Consider the following 18,044-nt stretch of genomic DNA (forward strand, 5'->3'; position numbering starts at 1 on the left):
CCACCGGCCGAGAAGGGCGTCGCCCCAGTCCGCGCCAGGTCGCGGCAGCTGCCTCATAGACCGTGACCGCCTCGTCGAGACGGTCGAGCGCTGCGCATTCCTGGGCGTGGTCCATCAGCAGGTGGCCGCGTTCTGCCGACGCTTCCGCCTTCGTGAATCGCAGGGCGCGGGCGAACTGAAAGGCCGCTTCGCGGTGGGAACCGGCGGTGGCCGCATGCCGGGCAGCCGCCACCGCATGGATCCGGACCGCTGCTGCATCGCCCGCCCCTTCGGCATGATGCGCCAGGCGTGCGGGCTCCTGCTCCCCGCCTCTGTCAGCGCCCGCAGGACATCTGCATGCAGGTCCGCATGCCGGGTCGGAACCAGCGCCTCGAGCACGACCTGTCGTACCAGTTCGTGGCGAAACCCGACCATCAAACTGTCACCCCGCAGCAGGCCGGCGGCGACGCAGGCTTCGAGTGCCACAGATGCGCCGACCGACATCCGACGCAGTACGCTCACCTCCACACGCCCCATCACCGCCGCCGTCTCAAGAAGCGCCCGCGCTGACGGAGAAAGCCGCCCCATTCGTTCGAGCACAAGATCGCTGACCGCTCCGAAGCCTTCACCGACCGCCGCGTTGCCGAGAAGCTCGGTCACAAAGAAGGGATTGCCGCCGGTGCGCCGGTGCAGGGCCTCGGCTTCGACCAGCGTGCCGGCCGCGAGCCGATGCACGCCTTCCGGCGAAAGCGGTGCCAGCGTCACCCGCGAACCCGCCTCGACGGTTGCCAAGGTACCGAGCAGCCGCCGCAGCGGATGAACCGGTCCAACCTCGTCGTCGCGGTAGCTCGCGACCAGCAGCAGCGGCAGGAGATGTGCTCGTCGCCCGATCAACCGCAACAACTCCAGGCTTGCCTCGTCTGCCCAGTGGATGTCCTCGACGATCACCAGGACCGGACGCGGGGAGGTCTCAACCGCGTCGCGAAGCAATGCCAGGAATGCCTGCGGGTCCTCCTGCTCGCGCAGGGGCGGGACGCCGCGCAACGTGTTCAACACGTCATGAAACGGCGACAGTGGTCGGGGGGCATCAATGGGGTCACACCAGCCCCATGCGGTCGGTCCGGCCTGCGACCGGTCCTGCGCGAACTGCCGAAGAATGCTGGTCTTACCGATGCCGGCCTCCCCGCAAAGCAGCAAAAAGCGGCCCTCACCGGCCCGGGCGGCATCATGTGCCCGCTCCAGTGCTTCCAGCGCATCCTGTCGTTCGACGAGTTCCATCGCCTCCCAATTCTCGCCTCTCAATTCTGATATGCGTTAATTCTACCATGAAAGCGCAGATCAGGAAACCGTGCGGGAGACCAAGTGGGCAGAGCAAGGCCGTAGGATCCGCGCATTGCTGAGGCCGCGAGTGCCGGAGACGACTGCATGGATGAGTGACCGGTCTGGACCAGGCGACCTGACGGAAACCATCCATTCTGTCTCTCCGCCGCACAATCGATGGCGGCGCGGAAGATACGTTGGCCTTCATCTGGCTGACCATGGACGCATCCACCCGAGCTGATGCAGCGCCTGCGCGTCGTTCCAGATCTTGGTCATGTGCGCGATGCTGTCTCCGTCGAACCGCATGACATAGGGCGTAGTCTGAGGCGACAGCCTTGCCTGTCCGGCAATTTGGCGGGTCGACCGACCCTCGGCCGACAGCCGCAAAACATCTCGTATCTTCCGCATCGGCAATCTCTTCATCAGGCTTCCTTCGTGCCAAAAAAGCTGAAAGTAGCCGGTTACAGATTGCCTCGCAGCAGCGCATCACAGGGGTGGGCGGATACCCCGAAATACGCAACCAAGTCCTGCACCACCCTTGGAAGTCATCCTGTTTGACCAAAATGCGGCAGGCATGATAGTCAGCAAGAGGACACATTCGCAGACTTCCCGCCATTTGTTCTCGATCAAGGTAAATTGCCTTGACAGGTGTTTTAAGGTTGATTTGTGCATCATCCGGAGTGGCGCAAATGACAGAAAACGGCAATGCAGGCCAGAACGCAGATACCGCGCCCAAGGTGGGTGACGTCGTCGCCCCCGCTGTGTCAAAACCAACCGCTGTCGCGCCCAAGAACACGCTCGTCGTCGGAATAGGTGCATCAGCCGGAGGCATTCAGGCCCTCAAGGCGTTCTTCAGCACGATGCCGGACAATCCGGACATGACGTTCGTCGTGGTCACCCATCTGAGTCCGGAGCGTGCAAGCCTGCTGCATGAGGTGATCGGACATTTCACGACGCTGCCGGTTTCGGTGATAAAGGATGGGGACGCGGTCATGCCGGGTACGGTGCATGTCATGCCCGAGAATGCAATCCTGTCGATCCGTGACGGCAAGCTGCGACTGATCGCGCCCGATCCCTTGCGGCGCGAACGCAAGCCGGTTGACGTGTTCCTGGCCGCTCTGGCGGCGGATCAGGGCGACAGAGCCATCGGGATCGTCTTGTCAGGGGGCGATGGTGACGGCACGCTCGGCGTCAAGGCGATCAAGCAGAATGGCGGGTTCACCTTTGCGCAGACGGCAGATGGGGGCGGGCCGAATAATCCTGAAATGCCCGCCAGTGCCATCGCCAGCGGCTGGGTCGACTTCGCGCTGCCCGCCGACCAAATGCCTGAAAAGTTGGTGCAGATCCAGCGCGATGCACCGAGACTGGTCTCATTGTTGCGGCGTGGCGAAACGGGTGCCGCAAACGCTGAAGAAAAGCGTCTGCAAAACGAGATCGCGCAGCTTCTGCGGACCCATTCGCGCCATGATTTCACCGGCTACAAGAGCAAGACCTTCTTCCGTCGCGTGGCACGGCGCATGCAGGTCACGCATATGACCACGCCGGAGGCCTATCTTGGGTTGCTGCGTCGCGATCCGGCCGAGGTCATGGCGCTGTTTCGTGACCTGCTGATCAGCGTGACGGATTTTTTTCGCGATGCGGAGGCGTTCGACGCCCTGGCCACCCAGGTGATCCCGAAGCTGCTGCACGGACGTGGTGCGGATGAAACCGTGCGGATCTGGGTGCCGGGCTGTGCCACCGGCGAAGAGGTCTATTCGCTGGCAATCCTGATGCGCGAACAGATGCACGCTATGTCCCCGCATCCGCAGGTAAAGATCTTCGCCACCGACATCGACGAGCTGGCACTTTCGGTGGCGAGGGCGGCGCGCTATCCGCAGGAATTGCTGAAGGACCTGTCGCAAGAACGCAAGGCGCAGTTCTTCCGCAAGGATGGTGCGAGCTACGTGCTGGCGCCCGAGGTCCGCGACATGTGTATCTTCTCGCCGCACAGCATCACCAGCGATCCGCCGTTTTCGCGGATGGACCTGATCTCGTGCCGCAACCTGCTGATCTATCTCGGGCGGGCGTTGCAAGAGCAGGTGATCTCGACGTTTCACTACGCGCTGAAACCCGGCGGCTATCTGTTCCTCGGCATGTCGGAAAGCATCAGCCAGCACGAGGATCTGTTCGCGCCAATCGACAAGAAACAGCGGATCTTCCAGAGCCGTGATCTTAGCGACAAGCGGCCCAGAATACCGATCGGAATCCAGAAGATGGAGGGGGCACATCAGCGTTTCGATCGGGAAAAGACGACGCCATCGCCGACGCACAGCAACCAGCTGCGCCTGCGGGTCATGAACCAACTGACGGATCGCCACAGTCCCGCGCACGTCGTGATCCGCGCAGAGGGTGACATCGTCTACTATTCGGCACGTACCGGGCGTTATCTCGACATCCCGAGCGGCGCGCCGACCCGGCAACTCTTTGACATCGCCCGGCATGATCTACGTCCCGATCTGCGGGCAGCCCTGCGCGACGCGCAGAAGTCGGCACAGTCGGTGACGCGGCAAGCGATGATGTCGGATGGCGAAAAAGGTCAGCTCGTCGCCCTGACAGTGGAGCCGCTTGGCGGAGGAAACGGCGACGACGCGCTGTTTCTCGTCCTGTTTCAACCCGGCGGTGTCGCAGGCGAGGACCTGATCGATGCCCGGCGTTCCGAGGCCGGACAGGCGGATACCAGGGCAACCGAGCGGGAGCTGCGCGAGGTGCGCGACCGGCTTCGCGGGACGGTCGAGGAATATGAAACTGCGCTGGAAGAACTGAAATCAACGAATGAGGAGCTGGTTTCGGTCGACGAAGAGGCGCAGTCGACGAACGAGGAACTTCAGGCCTCGAAGGAAGAGATGCAGTCGCTGAACGAGGAGCTCAGCACCGTCAATACCGAGCTAAACGACAAGGTCGATGAGCTTGACCGTGCCAATGTCGATCTGAAGAACCTCTACGAGGCGACCGGCATCGCCACGGTGTTTCTCGACAAGGATCTGATGATCCGCAACTTCACGCCGGCCGCATCGACATTCTTCATGCTGCGTCGATCTGACATCGGGCGACCGCTGACCGAACTGGCCGGTGTTATCGAATATACGCGCCTTAAGGACGACATCAGTGGCGTTTTTGAGAGCGGCGAGATCGTCGAGCACAGGCTGGCCCCGAACGACCTTGAGGGGCATTTCCTCGTGAGGTCTACGCCCTATTTCGATGACGACAAAATCACAGGCGTCGTGGTGACTTTTGTCGAAATCACCAATCTTGCCAAGGCCGAGGAACAGCAGAACATCCTCATTGCCGAACTGAACCACCGGGTCAAGAACATGCTGGCGGTGGTGCTGAGCATCGTGCGGGCGACACAGAAGTCGGCGACCTCGGTCGCTGGCTTCACCGAGGCGCCTTCTTCTCGTCTTCACAGCATGGCGGGGGCTTATGGGCTTGTTGCGAGCAGGTCATGGGCGGACGTGCCGCTGTACGATCTGGTCGAACAGGAAATTGCGGCCTTTGATGAAAACCGGATCGAGATCAGGGGGCCGCAGGTTCTGCTGTGCCCGGAGCAGGCGCTTGCCTTTGGCATGGTCATCCATGAACTGGCAACCAATGCCGCCAAACACGGTGCGCTTTCCGTGCCGGGCGGCTGTGTCAGCATCGACTGGAGCACATCGGATGGGCAACTCCATTTGACGTGGAAAGAATCCGACGGGCCGAAAATCGAGTCACCGAAGCACGGGGGTTTTGGCCTCAAACTGCTGCAAGGACAGATCGAGGGCCAGCTTGGCGGGACAGCGAGCATCTCATTTCCACCCGGGGGCTTCGTGGCCGAGATGAAATGCGCGATGAAAGCCTGAGGCAGCAGGACAGACGGAAGTGCGGATACATCCCCGTGCAAACGGATGTACCACCAAAGAAGGTGGAAGCCGCAGAGGCAGAAACAGATCACGCACGGGTAGCGAAAGTCCGGAAAGTCCGCACTGCTGCCCCTCGACCGCTCCAAATGCTGCGTGATTCACGAATGGCCGGTTCGGTGATGCCGCAATGCAGCTTCCGATCATACTGCGAGAGTCCGCTGTGGGCCGGGCACGTTGCTGCAGCTGCGAAAGGCTTCAGCTCGCTGCTACGAGAAGGGAAGCGGGGATCCGTCAACCACTCGGAACGTTCAAAATCACTTGACAGAAAACGCCCCATTACGGAAGTCGCGATCAGGCCTAATCGGCGCTTGGTTGGTCAGTACCCTCCGACGTACTATCAATTTGCGAGGCAGCCTTGCTCATTGCGTATTCCGGCGCATCCGCCCACCCATTCCGACAACATGCGCCCACCTGTTCCGGGGTATTCGCCCACCTGTGACGCGTTGCCGTGAGGCAGCGTGTTTTGGTTATCAGTCCTGAGGGGTTTCGTCACCCATTTTGGTGATGGTCTTGCGCATGGATTGGCCCTCGAGTTCGAGACGGTAGGCGTTGTGAACGATGCGATCGAGGATGGCATCGGCGAATGTGGGTTCGCCGATGACGTCATGCCAGGCTTTGATGGGTAATTGGCTGGTGATCATCGTTGAGCCGCGCCCGTAACGCTCTTCGACGATCTCCATGAGATCGCGGCGTTGCGGTGATGTCAGCCTGTCTGGGCCCCAGTCGTCCAAGATCAGCAATTGCGCCTTCGTGATGCTGCGGAACAAGCGGGGGAAGCGTCCGTCACCATGGGACAGCTCCAATTCCTCGAAGAGGCGCGGCATCCGTTTGTAGACCACAGTCACGCCGTCACGACAGGCTGCCTGGGCCAGTGCGCAGCCAAGCCAGGTCTTGCCGACGCCACAGGGGCCAGTGATGATCAGATTACGCTTGTCGGTGATCCATCTGCCTGTGAGCAGGCTTTGGAACAGCGCTTTGTCGAGGCCACGGCGTGCGCGGTAATCAACATCTTCCGGGCTGGCGCCAACATGGCGCAGCCTGGCAGTCCGCATGCGAGCCTCAAACCTCTTTGTTTCTCGGCTTGCGACCTCACGGTCAACGAGCAAGCCAAGCCATTCAGCATGGCCGAGATCGGCAGTTGCATCTTGCATCTGCAGTTCGGCAAAGGCTTCGGCCATGCCGTCCAGCCTGAGGGCTTTAAGGTGATGAAGGGTTGGATGGTCGAGCATTGTGTTCCTTTCAATGGAAGTAATCGGCGCCACGGATATTGGGGTGGGTGATGGCAGGCTCGTCCGTGGCGCGGGTGCGGGGCCTGCTCTCAAGCCCATTCTTGAGAATGGACAGGAGTGACGAATAGGATCTGGCGTTGATTTCGAGCGCACGGCGACAGGCCGCATCAAGTCGGTCGCGGCCAAACTTGTCGGCCAGCCGGATCACCCCAAGGCAGGTGCGATAGCCCTGTTCCGGGTGCTTGCGCTCGCGCATCACGACCTCAACGAAGATGGCCACGTTTGGCCCAACGCGAGCCGCACGTGCTTTGATACGCTCTGGCGTCCAGTCATCGCGGAATTGGTGGTGCGCTGGCATGTGATCGCGCAGCGTAGAGTGCTTCCCGTTGCTGGACGTCCTGACATGAGAGGCGACACGCTGCCCGAGATGGAAGACTTCGATGGTGCGGCCTGTGATCCGCGCCCACAGCTCTTTCTTCAGCAGCTGATAGGGCACGGAGTAATAATGCTTGTCGATCGCGACGTGGTAATCGAACCCGGCGCGGCACTTCTTCCATTCAGCATAAACATACGATGCTACCGGCAGCGACTTCAGGGCGGGTTTGTCCAGCTGTTCAAAAAGCTGTCTGCGGCTGGCCCCGAGGTGACGCGAGACCTTGTCGTTGAGCCTGTCAAGCAACGGCTTGATGGCCGCGTTCAACTCAGCAAGGCTGAAGAACTGGCGGTTGCGCAGCCGTGCCAGTATCCAGCGTTCAGCCAGCAATACCCCACCCTCTGCCTTCGCCTTATCTTTGGGCTTATATGGCCTCGCCGGGACAACGGCCGTGTCGTAATGCGCGGCCATATCTGCGTAAGTCCGGTTGATTACGGGGTCGTAAAAGCACGCCTTGGTGACCCCTGCCTTCAAATTGTCCGAGACGATCTGGGCGGTCACACCACCGAAGAAATCCAAAGCGCGGACATGGCTTGCGATCCAATCCGGTAGGGATTGCGTCCAGGTCGCCTCGACAAATGTATAGTTCGATGCCCCCAGAACAGCGACAAACACCTGTGCCGTGCGCACCTCCCCGGTCTCGGGGTCAATCACATCGATCGTATGGCCGGCATAATCGACGAACAGGCGCTCACCTGCAGGATGACGCTGTCGCATCACCGGCGACAGCTTGCCTTCCCATCGCGTGTAAAGTTCGCAAAACCGAGAGTATCCATACCCATCAGGATGATCAGCGCGATATTCTTCCCACAGCAGCGATAACGTCACGCCCTTGCGGCGCAACTCGCGGTGAATGTAGGGCCAATTTGGTTGCGCCGCGATCCGCTGGGTATTCTGATAAGGACGGTGGAACAGGCAGCGCTCAAGGTCAGTGTCGGACATCTCAATCGGTAGTGGCCAGGCCAGACCCAACTCCCTGGCGCGATCGAGGTAACCCCGCAGGGTTGTTCGACCAACCCCAAGGCTTGCAGCGATCTGACGGGTCGAAAGCCCCTCGGCTGATAGCCGCAAAACATCTCGTATCTTCCGCATCGGCAATCTCTTCATCGGGCTTCCTTCGTACCAAAAAAGGCGGAAGGTAGCCGGTTACAGATTGCCTCGCAGCAGCATGTCACAGGGGTGGGCGGATACCCCGGAATCCCTGGGCGGATAAAATCGGAACGGGTGGGCGCATCAAATCGGAATCGCTGGGCGCATCACCCCGGAATACGCACTCATCGCGTCGTCCAGCGGTTTCAAGCCCTCCTTCATGGCGTCCAAGTCCCCGGCTTGGATGATATCTTCAAATTTACGCAGTCCTGCAGAAAGCACGACCGCGCCAAGCATATCGCTGAAACCAACCAGCTTGTGAACCAGACGACCCGCCGCGACGGCGTCACCTTTACTGATCAACACAGCCAACTCAGTCCGGGTTGCCTCAATCTCGACTGACAAGTTCTTGAGTGCGCGCGACAGGAGTTCACCGCCATCAAGTGCGTGCAGTTGTGCTAAGGAATTTCGGCTGAAATTCTCTGAAAGTCTTGACGCGGGTCCAGGCAGGGCATCGCTTTGTGTCAGGGCTGCGAGCTGCTGAACATCGAGCGGCTTGCTAAGACAAGCATTAAGGGAAAGATCGCTTAACATAACAGCAATCTCTGGGGGTTGGTGGGCGGTCAAGCCGAAAATCCAGGCCCGCGCGGAGGGTCCCCCGCTACGGCGGATGCGCGCAGCCGCTGCAGCACCGTCTGATTTTGGCATTTGCAAATCCATCAGGATCATATCAAATTCCTTGGACTCTGCCAGCGCGACCGCTGCCTCGCCATCTGCAGCCTCAATGCACAGCATGCCGAAGCGAGCAAGGTTCGCGCAGGTAAGTTGCCGAATTGTTTCATGATCCTCTGCGACAAGTACCTTGAGGCCTGATAGAGCTGCTGCGGGGTCATCGCGCTCATGATCAGAGATAGTTTCCTTAGTGTCTGCCTCAGGAAGCGTCACGTTCAACCAGAAGCGGGAGCCTTTGCCCGGCGTGCTTTCGACACCAACTTCGCCCCCCATAGCTGTTGCCAGGCGGCGGCAGATGGCGAGGCCCAAACCTGTGCTCCCGTCAGCGATCGTCTCTTGGCGATCCAGCATACCAAAGTCGCGAAAAAGCAACGGTATATCTTCAGGAGCAATACCGCAGCCGTTGTCACTGACCGAAAGTATTACTGTCACTCCCGTGGGGTTGGCAGCACTTACCGCCCCCGATAACTGGACGCAACCATTGCGCGTCGCCTTCACAGCGTTGGTGGCGAAATTCAACAGAATACGTCGCAATGATGTCACATCAGCTAGCAGCATGGGCATAGGGTCGCTCTGCACCTCGACCCGTGTCCCTCTGCGATCCGCTGAGACTCGAACTAGATCGGCCACCTGCGTGAGTAATTGAATCGGCGCAAAGAGCTCTGGCCGCAATCGTACTTCACCGGCTCCCAGCCGCGCAACTTCCAATACATCATCAATCAGGGTTAGCATTCCGTGGCCTTCCCCCTTGAGACGATGTAACATTATTCCTCGCGTTTCTTGTCCTGTATCTTCTCGAAACAAATCGAGCGTTCCCAAAATTGCGATCAATGGGATCCGCAAGTCATGTGCTAACGCCGCCATCAACCGCGCTTTCCGGGCGTCTGCAGCGCTCACCTCTGCTAGGCGCGTCTCATTTTTAGCGGCCTCTACAACTAGCACAGCACGTTCATCCTCGCCTTCGACTATGCTCGTGATGTCAATAAAAGTGACAACCACCCCTGTAATCACGCCCTGATCAAAATACGGGACCGATCGCACAAGATGATGCCCGGGATATCCATTCGGCGGCAGCCGATGCTCGATCGCATCGCCGCTGTTGAAAACCTGATGGACGTCCTGTTGCAGGACAGGATATTTTATTGTGCTGGCTAATTCTGTCAGTGGGCGGCCTATATCGGACTGACGCAACTTGAAGAACGTCGCTGCAGCCGGGGTGAAGTTCCGGATCATCATGTCCCCGTCCAAGAATACACTGCAAATACCTGTTGCATCATACAGGTTACGCAAATCAGTATTGGCCCTAGAGAGTTCATCGACCTTATCGTTCAATTCGGCGTTTACGGTGCTGAGTTCCTCGTTCAATGACTGCATTTCTTCTTTAGAGGCTTGCAGCTCTTCATTGGATGATTGCGCTTCCTCACAAACTGAGGCTAATTCTTCACTCGAAGCATTCAATTCTTCGAGTGCGGTTTCATATTCTTCAATCGTCGCGTGCAGACGCTCGTGTAGCTCGCGCAACGCGCTTTCAGAGGCGTCGGCGTCTGCTTGTACGTCATTGGTCTGGCTGGCTGTGTCTTTTTGACTTTGCATCTCGGCCAGAGGGCGAAAGACAATTAGAAACATCGCCTTCTCGCCCTCGCCATTGTTTAGCGGCTCTACGGTCATGGCAACGTTCACCGCTGTATCTTCGTCGGACAAAACTGTTTGACGCGTAGCGCGCTTGCCGGTTTCCTGCGCCTCACGAAACGCAAGGCGCAGGTCCTGCCGCAGCTCGCGGCGGACGATGTCAAACAATTGCCTGCTGGGCGCCCCTCGTGGTGTGTCGAAATACCCACGAGTCCGCGCCGAGAAAAAGACGATGTCTCCTCCACTGCGCACCACCACATGCGCCGGACTGTGGCGATCAATGATCTGGCGCTCGGCCCGTTGTTGCACTCTGTAATTGGTCATGCGCTGCGGCAGGGTATGTTGTTCAAAACGCAGCTGTGTCTTGCACAGTTCCTCTAGCGGGATCGGTATACGGGGGCGACGATTGCCGAGATCGAGACTTTGATAAATCCGATTCTTCTTGTCTATAGCTGTAAAGAGGTTCTCGTGTTGGCTCAGACTTTCTGAACTGCCCAGAAACAGAAACCCGCCTGGTTTGAGCGCATAATGAAACGTTGGGATGACCCGCTTCTGAAGCTCTGAACCCAGATAGATCAGAAGATTGCGGCACGACACAAGATCCATCTGGGAAAATGGAGGGTCGGTTGTCAGGCTGTGGGCTGAGAATATGCACATATCGCGGATCTCGGGAACGAGAACATGGCTTGACCCGTCCTTGCGGAAAAAGCGCGCCTTTCGTTCCTTTGACACAGTCTTGAGCATCGTATCCGGATAACGCGCGGACCGGGCAACTGTGAGCGCTGGCTCATCTATGTCTGTTGCGAAAACCAATACCTTCGGATAGGAAGTCATGCCTTGCATGTGTTCACGGATCAGGATTGCCAATGAATAGGCTTCTTGGCCTGTGGCACAGCCCGGCACCCAGACCCGCACGGAATCATCGGCGTTAAGCTTAGCCAAAAGCAATGGCATGACGTTCTTGCTCAAGGCGTCAAAGGCACTTTTGTCTCGAAAGAAATCTGTGACGCTGATCATCAGATCTTTAAACAGGGCCAATACTTCGGCGGGGTCTTCACGCAGTCGCTCCAGGTAGGCTTCAATATTAGGTATCAGCGTAACCTGCATCCGCCGTGCAACCCGACGAAAGAACGTTCTTTTTTTATATCCTGCGAAATCTCGGCCAGAATGCTCGCGCAGCAATTTTGAAATCTCACCCTGCAAACGCCGTTCCGCAGCCTCTGGAATGTCCAGTTCCCCCCGCCGTATTCCGGCACCAAGCATACTTGCTGCATGTTGCAACTCAAGCAACTTGCCGGGCATTTCTTTCGCAGGCAGGGCAAAATCAACCCACCCACTGGCAATCGCACTTTTTGGCATTTCTGGATGGTCAAGCCCACTTCCATTTGTAACTTGGGCAAATGTGACCCCCCCGTGCTCCTTGATTGCCTGCACTCCAAGTGTACCGTCACCATCCCCGCCGGACAGCACGATCCCAACCGCCCGTTCTTCCTGGTCAGTCCCGAGCGCACTAAAAAAAACGTCGATCGGCTTACGTTCGCGCTGCGCTGGGGCAACCTCCAGGAAGCGCAAGCACCCATCTTTAATAGACAAGGACACATTTGCGGGCATCACATGCACAACCCCGGCCTGCACCGGATCACCATCTTTGATGACCTCCACACGCAGCGTGGTAAAATTGCTCAAGACTTCATGCAAAAGGCTTTCGCGGTCAGGGCTGAGATGAGTCACAACCACGAATGCCATGTCAGGCTTATCCTGTATTTGGCTGAAAAAAGCCTTCAGTGCGTGTATTCCACCAGCGGATGCGCCGAGCCCGACGACGAGTGTTGAATGTTGTGTCATCGGCTTTCTCCAGAAATATCTCATCGTTCAAATTGCCACTATAACGTATTTCACCAGCTCTGCTCGGTATCATTCATGAAGGGTTTCCCGCTGCGGTAGTCGCGCTGAGATCTTGGTTGCGAAAGCTCAATCTATTCGATACCTGAACCGTATCGAAAGTACACCAAGCGGGTCAATAGAACAACTCATCACTCCCGTGCCACTCATAACACTGAAACTGAATGGCCCACAACGTGGCACAACCGTGGCAGGTCACTGCCTACGCGAATCGGTCAGTTGTGGCACTATCTACTCCGCTATCCCGTTGCGTTTGAGGATTTCGCGCAGAACAACCGCGCCTAGGCCACCAGTCAGCCGATCAAACCGATGCTCAAAAGCGATGGGTTGAAGCTCGCCGTGACTGGTTGTCGGATTTCACCCATGGTGTGCTCCAGGTGATGCTATCGGGCGCTATCTAGCAGCTTGATTCTAGTCACCCGGAACCAAATTTGCGATCATTGATGTGAGGCAAATTTGGGGGGGGGTATGGCATGCGGGGTCGGGCATCTATTGCGATTGCACTCAGCGATGAGGAGCGGGGTTTTCTGGAAGCGCAGTTGCGCAGGCACAAGCCGGCGCGGTCACTGTCCGACAGGTGCCGGATCGTGTTGAGGTGCGCTGACGGTCTGACCAGCAAAGAGATCGCCGCCGAACTCGGCCATTCCGAGCATACGGTCGGCAAGTGGCGCCAGCGGTTTGCCAAGCACCGCATCGAAGGCCTTTCTGACGAATATCGCGCGGGCCGCCCGCGAACGATCTCGGACGAACAGGTTGCCGATGTGATCAAGCGAACGCTGGAAACGACACCAAAGGATGCAACTCATTGGTCGATCCGATCGATGGCCGAAGAAATCGGTCTGTCACACACCACAATCCGCCGCATCTGGAACGCCTTTGGGCTGCAGCCGCACCGCGCGGAAACCTTCAAGCTGTCTACCGACCCGCTGTTCGTGGACAAGGTGCAGGACGTGGTTGGCCTCTACATGTCGCCCCCGAACCGTGCTATCGTATTGTGTGTAGATGAAAAATCCCAGATCCAGGCACTGGACCGCGAACAGCCGGTGTTGCCCATGGCCCCCGGCGTGGCCGAGCGCAGAACCCACACCTACATCAGAAACGGCACGACATCGTTGTTTGCCGCCCTCGACATCGCCACCGGAGCGGTGATCGGGAAGTGCTACACACGCCACCGCGCGACGGAGTTCCTCGACTTCCTCAAGGAACTCGACCGCAGGATGCCCAAGGGGCGGGACGTGCATATCGTCATGGATAACTACGCCACCCACAAAACGCCGAGGGTCAAGGCATGGCTGGCGCGCCGTCCGCACTGGCACGTGCATTTCACACCAACATCGGCAAGCTGGCTGAACCAGGTCGAACGGTGGTTTGCCGAGTTAACCCGCAAACAAATCCAGCGCGGAGTTCACCGCTCCGTCGCGGAACTCGAAGCCGATATCGCCGCTTTCATCGAAGCCCACAACGAGAACCCCAAGCCCTACAAATGGATCAAGTCCGCCGACGAAATCCTGGCCTCCGTCAAAAGGTTCTGCCAGAAAACACTGGCAGGAACTTCACCGAAGTTCGACAGCAAATCGGGTAAATTCGCTATCTGCAACTTTCTGACGCTATATTTTTCAATGAGTTACTACCCCCTAGCCACCTGTTTCGCCGAAGATCTGTTGTAACACGTATTAGTAATATTCTGCTTGCAGATATGACGTATTCGGACTTATTGTTAGTCCAATGTATACGCGCATCTCAAAATCAGGCGGGCGCAGCTATCTCCAACTGGTGGAGGGGCATCGCGACGCAGACGGAAAGGTCAGGATCAAGGTCGTCGCCAATCTTGGTCGCCTGGACAGGCTGTCGTCTCAAAAACTGGATCCCCTGATCAATGGGTTGAACAGAGCCGTCGGTCGCCTTGAGAACACTGCACATGAGATCACACATGATCCGGCGCGCACCTATGGCACTGTCTTTGCGCTGCATGAATTGTGGAAGGAGCTTGGTTTCGACCGCGCTCTGAACCGTACCCTGCGCTCTGGAAAGCGCAGTATTGATGTCGAAGCCCTCGTGCGGGCCATGGTGTTCAACCGACTTTGCGATCCGACAAGCAAACTGGGCTGCCTGCGCTGGTTGGAGACTGTGGCGATGCCAGCAATGCCTGAGACTGTCACCCATCAGCATTTACTTCGCGCCATGGACGCGTTGATGGACAACGCTGAGATGGTCGAAGAAGCCCTGGCGCGCCAGATCAGGCCGCTTTTCGATCATGAGCTTACAATGGTCTTCTATGATCTGACGACCGTGCGCATTCATGGCGCGGCCCGGCTGGAAGATGACGTTCGCGCCTTCGGCATGAACAAGGAAACAGGCGCCATCGCACGTCAATTCGTGCTTGGCGTGGTGCAGACCGCTGATGGTCTGCCGCTTATGCACACCGTCCACCCAGGCAATGTGTCAGAGACCAAAACCCTGCAGAGCATGCTCTCTACGGTCCTGCAGCGTTTCCCCATCCAGCGTATCATTCTGGTCGCAGATCGCGGCTTGCTGAGCCTCGACAATATCCATCATCTGACGGAGATGGCCGATCAGGATGGGCGCAAGCTTGAGTTCATCCTGGCCGTGCCGGCCCGCCGCTACAGCGATCTTGTGGAAATCTTTCGGAGCTTCGACTTCAGCGGTGGTGATGGTCTGCGCGAGGCCGGCTTTGAAGGGCACCGCCTGATTGTTGCGCATGATGCCAAGCGTGCCCTTGAGCAGGGTGAGGCCCGTCGTGCGCGGATCAGGGAGCTGGAAGCCATGGGGGATGCCATGGTGGCAAAGCTTAATCGGCAAGATGAAGGCAAGAGCGAGAAAGGACGACGCGCATCGGACCGTGGGGCCTATAGCCGACTTTCCCGCGCCATTGCCGATGCAGAACTCTCCCGCTTCATCAAGGCAGATTTGACGGCAGATCGCTTCAGCTGGACAGTGGACGAGGACGCCGTCGCCCAGGCGGCCCTCTTCGACGGCAAGCTTGTCCTGCTCACCAATGTTCCCGAGATCACGCCAGCAGACGCTGTCCTAAAGTACAAGGCGCTGGCAGATATTGAGCGTGGTTTCAAAGTACTGAAATCCGACATCGAGATTGCGCCGGTTCACCACCGGTTGCCAGATCGCATCCGCGCCCATGCGCTGATCTGCTTTTTGGCGCTTACCCTCCACCGGGTCATGCGCAAGAGGTTGAAGGCCAAAGGACATCATGCAAGCCCCCAACTCGCCCTAGTCCCCTGATTCAGGCGATTTGCGGGTAAAGGTAAAGGAGTTTGGTTCTGGCGTCTTTGGTGGTGAAGTGCCAGTTGGTTTTGGCTTGTGCGTTGTTCCGATTTTGGGTCCAAGCAGCAACCTCTGTTTCCAGAGTAGCGTGATCTGGAATGCGCCGATCGAGGCATTGGCGCGCCAGAACACTAAGTTCGCACTCCGCGATGTTTAACCAAGACCCGTGTTTGGGCGTGTAATGCCAGTCGAAGCGATCAGCGATGCGTTTAGCTTCGGCCGGGGGAAAGGCTTCGTAAAGAGACGCGCGCCTATGGGTGTTCAAGTTGTCTTGAACCAGATCAATCTTGTCAGCCTTCGCAAAGTGGATGTCAGCCAGCTCTTTGAGAACATGAGCATAGTCGACGGCGGTGCGTCTGGCCCGAACGGCGACATGGCGCCAGCCCTCATGCGGAGCGAATACCATGAACAAGCTGGCGACGCCGTTGCGTTCGTATTCATAGTCAGACCGCGCGGGCTGACCCGGTCGCATCGGGATGGGGGCGCGGGTTTCTTTGGTCAATTGTTTGGAAGTCTCGTCCAGGCAGACCAGCGGACGCGCAGGGTCGTATGGGCGTGTGTAGACGGTGAGCACATCTTCCATGGCCGCGACAAAAGCAGCGCTGGCTTTGGGGGGGATCACCCAATAGCGGCTCTTGTGCGGTTTGAGAGCGTTTTTTTGAGCGTGCGCCCGATCGTGCTGTCACTGGCCTGATCTACGATACCCAACTCAACCACGCGCTTTTCCAAGAGCCGCAACGACCAGCGCGCATAGCCTTTGGGAGGTTCGGAGCAAGCCAGAGCGATCAGCTTTGCTTCTTTCTCCCCATCAAAGATCCTCGGTGGCGGTGTTGACTGTGTCTTGCGTGCAAGAGCAGCCTCAAGCCCTTCTTCCACAAGTTGACGACGGGTGCGATAGACGGTCGAAAGGCTGGTCTCCAACGCCTCAGATATCTGCGCGTCATCCCAGCCGCAATTTTCCGTGGACACATCCGCCTTCAACAATATTCGCGCCTTGAGCAGCCGATACGCCGCGCCACGACCCGTGCGGATTATACCTTCCAGTTGTTGGCGCTCTTCAGCATCCAGACGAACAACATATTTCACAGCGGGTCCACATTTGCCCATTTCAGCCTCCTCTGAAAGTTATCCCAGAGTGATTCAGAAAACCTCAACGAAGTCAAATACCGTGACACATGGGACTAGATATCTTGTCGCGTATTCACAAACACACGGCCTATGCCGGAAGCCGCAGCTTTCACGGAATAAGTAAAACCACACCGGAGCAACTGGACCTCTTCGAAATACTCAACCTGCCAAAGCCAGCCTGACAGCGCTCTTGTTGTAACATTTTTGGCCATTCGGCCTGAATAAAATCAAACGCTTATCGATTTTGTTGATGAACTTGGGACTTCAGATTCAGGTGACTAGATCTGAGAGCGTCAATGCCTCTGATCAATCGCGCAAATTCGTTCAAAATCACTCTAAAGCCTGCACCTACTGCGCTTAAAGCGAAAAATAACCCTAAAGATCGCGCATATCGCTATTGCTCACTCACCGACCGCCTGAGGAAATGATAGCAAATGTGCTGTACTTCATCTCATAAGGCTACACAAATTGTTAGCATGAATCAAAGATTGTGATTGTGGTAGTTTAAATGAAAATGGGCTGTATCTTTGGTATGTGTTGATGGGATCTAATGATGTTACCGTTTCGAGAAGATGAAAGTGACAATAATCTAGTTCGCAACAGTTCTAAACTGTACGGGTATGACGAAGCTTCAAGCCGACCTAACCTGGCACTCGGCTCACTTCTTGGCAGTATTCCCGTTGCGGTCATTATATTTCTGGTAATGCTGATTGCGAACAAGCCTATTTCTCAGGCAGTACTGATAAGCTGGGTCGCTTCACTTATAGCCTTTTTTTTAATCCTAGCCTGGAGCATGTTTCGCCACTCGACGGATGAGGTCGAACAATCATGCGAAGCAACCAAGTCTCACGACACTATCATGGTTTGGAAAAACTATACGAGATATAATAATGTACAACACCCGCTTTGTATAGCTCTGGTTGCTTGCGATGGCGATCATAGTCGCGAACTTGCAGACAATCTTCTTGATCTTGGCCATAAAGTTTTTCATTCGAAGCACACTACTAGAGTTCTAAGGCGCATAGAAGCTCAACCAGAACATTGGGATCTTTTGGTTTTCGACATGGATTTGGTTTCTGATTTGAATGTAGGTTTGGACATCCTAATAGAGTTCAGATCACTTAGTCCTTCAGTACCCGTCCTGCTTTTGTCGAGTACGGTGGAGCGTGATGAGTTTTCGGGTCATCGGCGGGTCATTGGAGACGCTACATTGCGCAAACCCGTTGTTAGCGACCGCCTGCTTGATGGACTTCATGCCACAGGCCATAATTTCCTCTCTTTTCATCAAGCAACGCACGACAACAAGGTTCTTGACCCATGAGCTATTGTCATCTGTCAGGTCTCGTTGTGCGGCATCTAAATCGCCGC

At 57.1% G+C, this 18,044-nt stretch carries 8 protein-coding genes and 2 pseudogenes; 4 read left to right on the plus strand and 6 right to left on the minus strand.

The window, feature by feature from the left end:
* Positions 1-114 precede the first annotated feature (114 nt).
* Entirely contained in the window at positions 115-1,257 is a 1,143-nt protein-coding gene (locus BD293_RS20270; protein ID WP_142085453.1) for an ATP-binding protein, read from the minus strand.
* Between the two features lie 246 nt (positions 1,258-1,503).
* Positions 1,504-1,722, minus strand: coding sequence for a hypothetical protein (locus BD293_RS23230; RefSeq protein WP_246086421.1), 219 nt, complete (start codon positions 1,720-1,722; stop codon positions 1,504-1,506).
* Between the two features lie 266 nt (positions 1,723-1,988).
* Here BD293_RS23230 and BD293_RS20280 point away from each other — a divergent pair, with 266 nt between their 5' ends.
* Positions 1,989-5,174: a CheR family methyltransferase gene (locus BD293_RS20280; RefSeq protein WP_142085455.1), complete on the plus strand. Its 3,186-nt coding sequence runs from the start codon at positions 1,989-1,991 to the stop codon at positions 5,172-5,174.
* Positions 5,175-5,704: 530 nt separating this feature from the next.
* On the opposite strand, the gene istB is transcribed toward BD293_RS20280, so the two are convergent.
* The 3 genes from istB to BD293_RS20295 form a co-directional block, all read right to left on the minus strand.
* The gene (gene istB, locus BD293_RS20285; protein ID WP_142079313.1) at positions 5,705-6,463 is read right to left on the minus strand and encodes an IS21-like element helper ATPase IstB; all 759 of its coding nucleotides are present in this window, start codon (positions 6,461-6,463) and stop codon (positions 5,705-5,707) included.
* Positions 6,464-6,473: 10 nt separating this feature from the next.
* Entirely contained in the window at positions 6,474-8,003 is a 1,530-nt protein-coding gene (gene istA / locus BD293_RS20290; RefSeq protein ID WP_142079387.1) for an IS21 family transposase, read from the minus strand.
* Positions 8,004-8,129: 126 nt separating this feature from the next.
* A complete protein-coding gene (locus BD293_RS20295; RefSeq protein ID WP_170207256.1) occupies positions 8,130-12,191 on the minus strand; it encodes a CheR family methyltransferase in 4,062 nt (1,353 codons plus the stop codon).
* 530 nt (positions 12,192-12,721) lie between these two features.
* Here BD293_RS20295 and BD293_RS20300 point away from each other — a divergent pair.
* Positions 12,722-13,795, plus strand: a pseudogene (locus tag BD293_RS20300) (IS630 family transposase); the annotation flags it as partial.
* A gap of 178 nt (positions 13,796-13,973) precedes the next feature.
* Positions 13,974-15,497 (plus strand): annotated as a pseudogene (locus BD293_RS20305) (IS1634 family transposase); the annotation flags it as partial.
* A 10-nt stretch (positions 15,498-15,507) separates the two neighbouring features.
* Here the strand turns inward: BD293_RS20305 and BD293_RS20310 are convergent.
* Positions 15,508-16,655, minus strand: a protein-coding gene (locus tag BD293_RS20310; protein WP_142081793.1) for an IS630 family transposase whose coding sequence is annotated in 2 segments (ribosomal slippage) — positions 15,508-16,208 and positions 16,208-16,655 — 1,149 coding nt in all. Because the reading frame shifts where the segments join, the coding sequence is not laid out codon by codon here.
* Positions 16,656-17,226: 571 nt separating this feature from the next.
* On the opposite strand from BD293_RS20310, the gene BD293_RS20315 reads away from it, so the two are divergent.
* Positions 17,227-17,997: a response regulator gene (locus BD293_RS20315; protein WP_142085459.1), complete on the plus strand. Its 771-nt coding sequence runs from the start codon at positions 17,227-17,229 to the stop codon at positions 17,995-17,997.
* Positions 17,998-18,044 lie beyond the last annotated feature (47 nt).

Source organism: Roseinatronobacter monicus (assembly GCF_006716865.1).
Taxonomy (GTDB): Bacteria; Pseudomonadota; Alphaproteobacteria; order Rhodobacterales; family Rhodobacteraceae; genus Roseinatronobacter; species Roseinatronobacter monicus.

Coding starts and splice junctions, on each gene's coding strand:
- BD293_RS23230 (WP_246086421.1), bottom strand. CDS start 1,722: ATGAAGAGATTGCCGATGCGGAAGATACGAGATGTTTTGCGGCTGTCG.
- BD293_RS20270 (WP_142085453.1), bottom strand. CDS start 1,257: ATGGAACTCGTCGAACGACAGGATGCGCTGGAAGCACTGGAGCGGGCA.
- istA (WP_142079387.1), bottom strand. CDS start 8,003: ATGAAGAGATTGCCGATGCGGAAGATACGAGATGTTTTGCGGCTATCA.
- BD293_RS20295 (WP_170207256.1), bottom strand. CDS start 12,191: ATGACACAACATTCAACACTCGTCGTCGGGCTCGGCGCATCCGCTGGT.
- BD293_RS20280 (WP_142085455.1), top strand. CDS start 1,989: ATGACAGAAAACGGCAATGCAGGCCAGAACGCAGATACCGCGCCCAAG.
- BD293_RS20315 (WP_142085459.1), top strand. CDS start 17,227: ATGATGTTACCGTTTCGAGAAGATGAAAGTGACAATAATCTAGTTCGC.
- istB (WP_142079313.1), bottom strand. CDS start 6,463: ATGCTCGACCATCCAACCCTTCATCACCTTAAAGCCCTCAGGCTGGAC.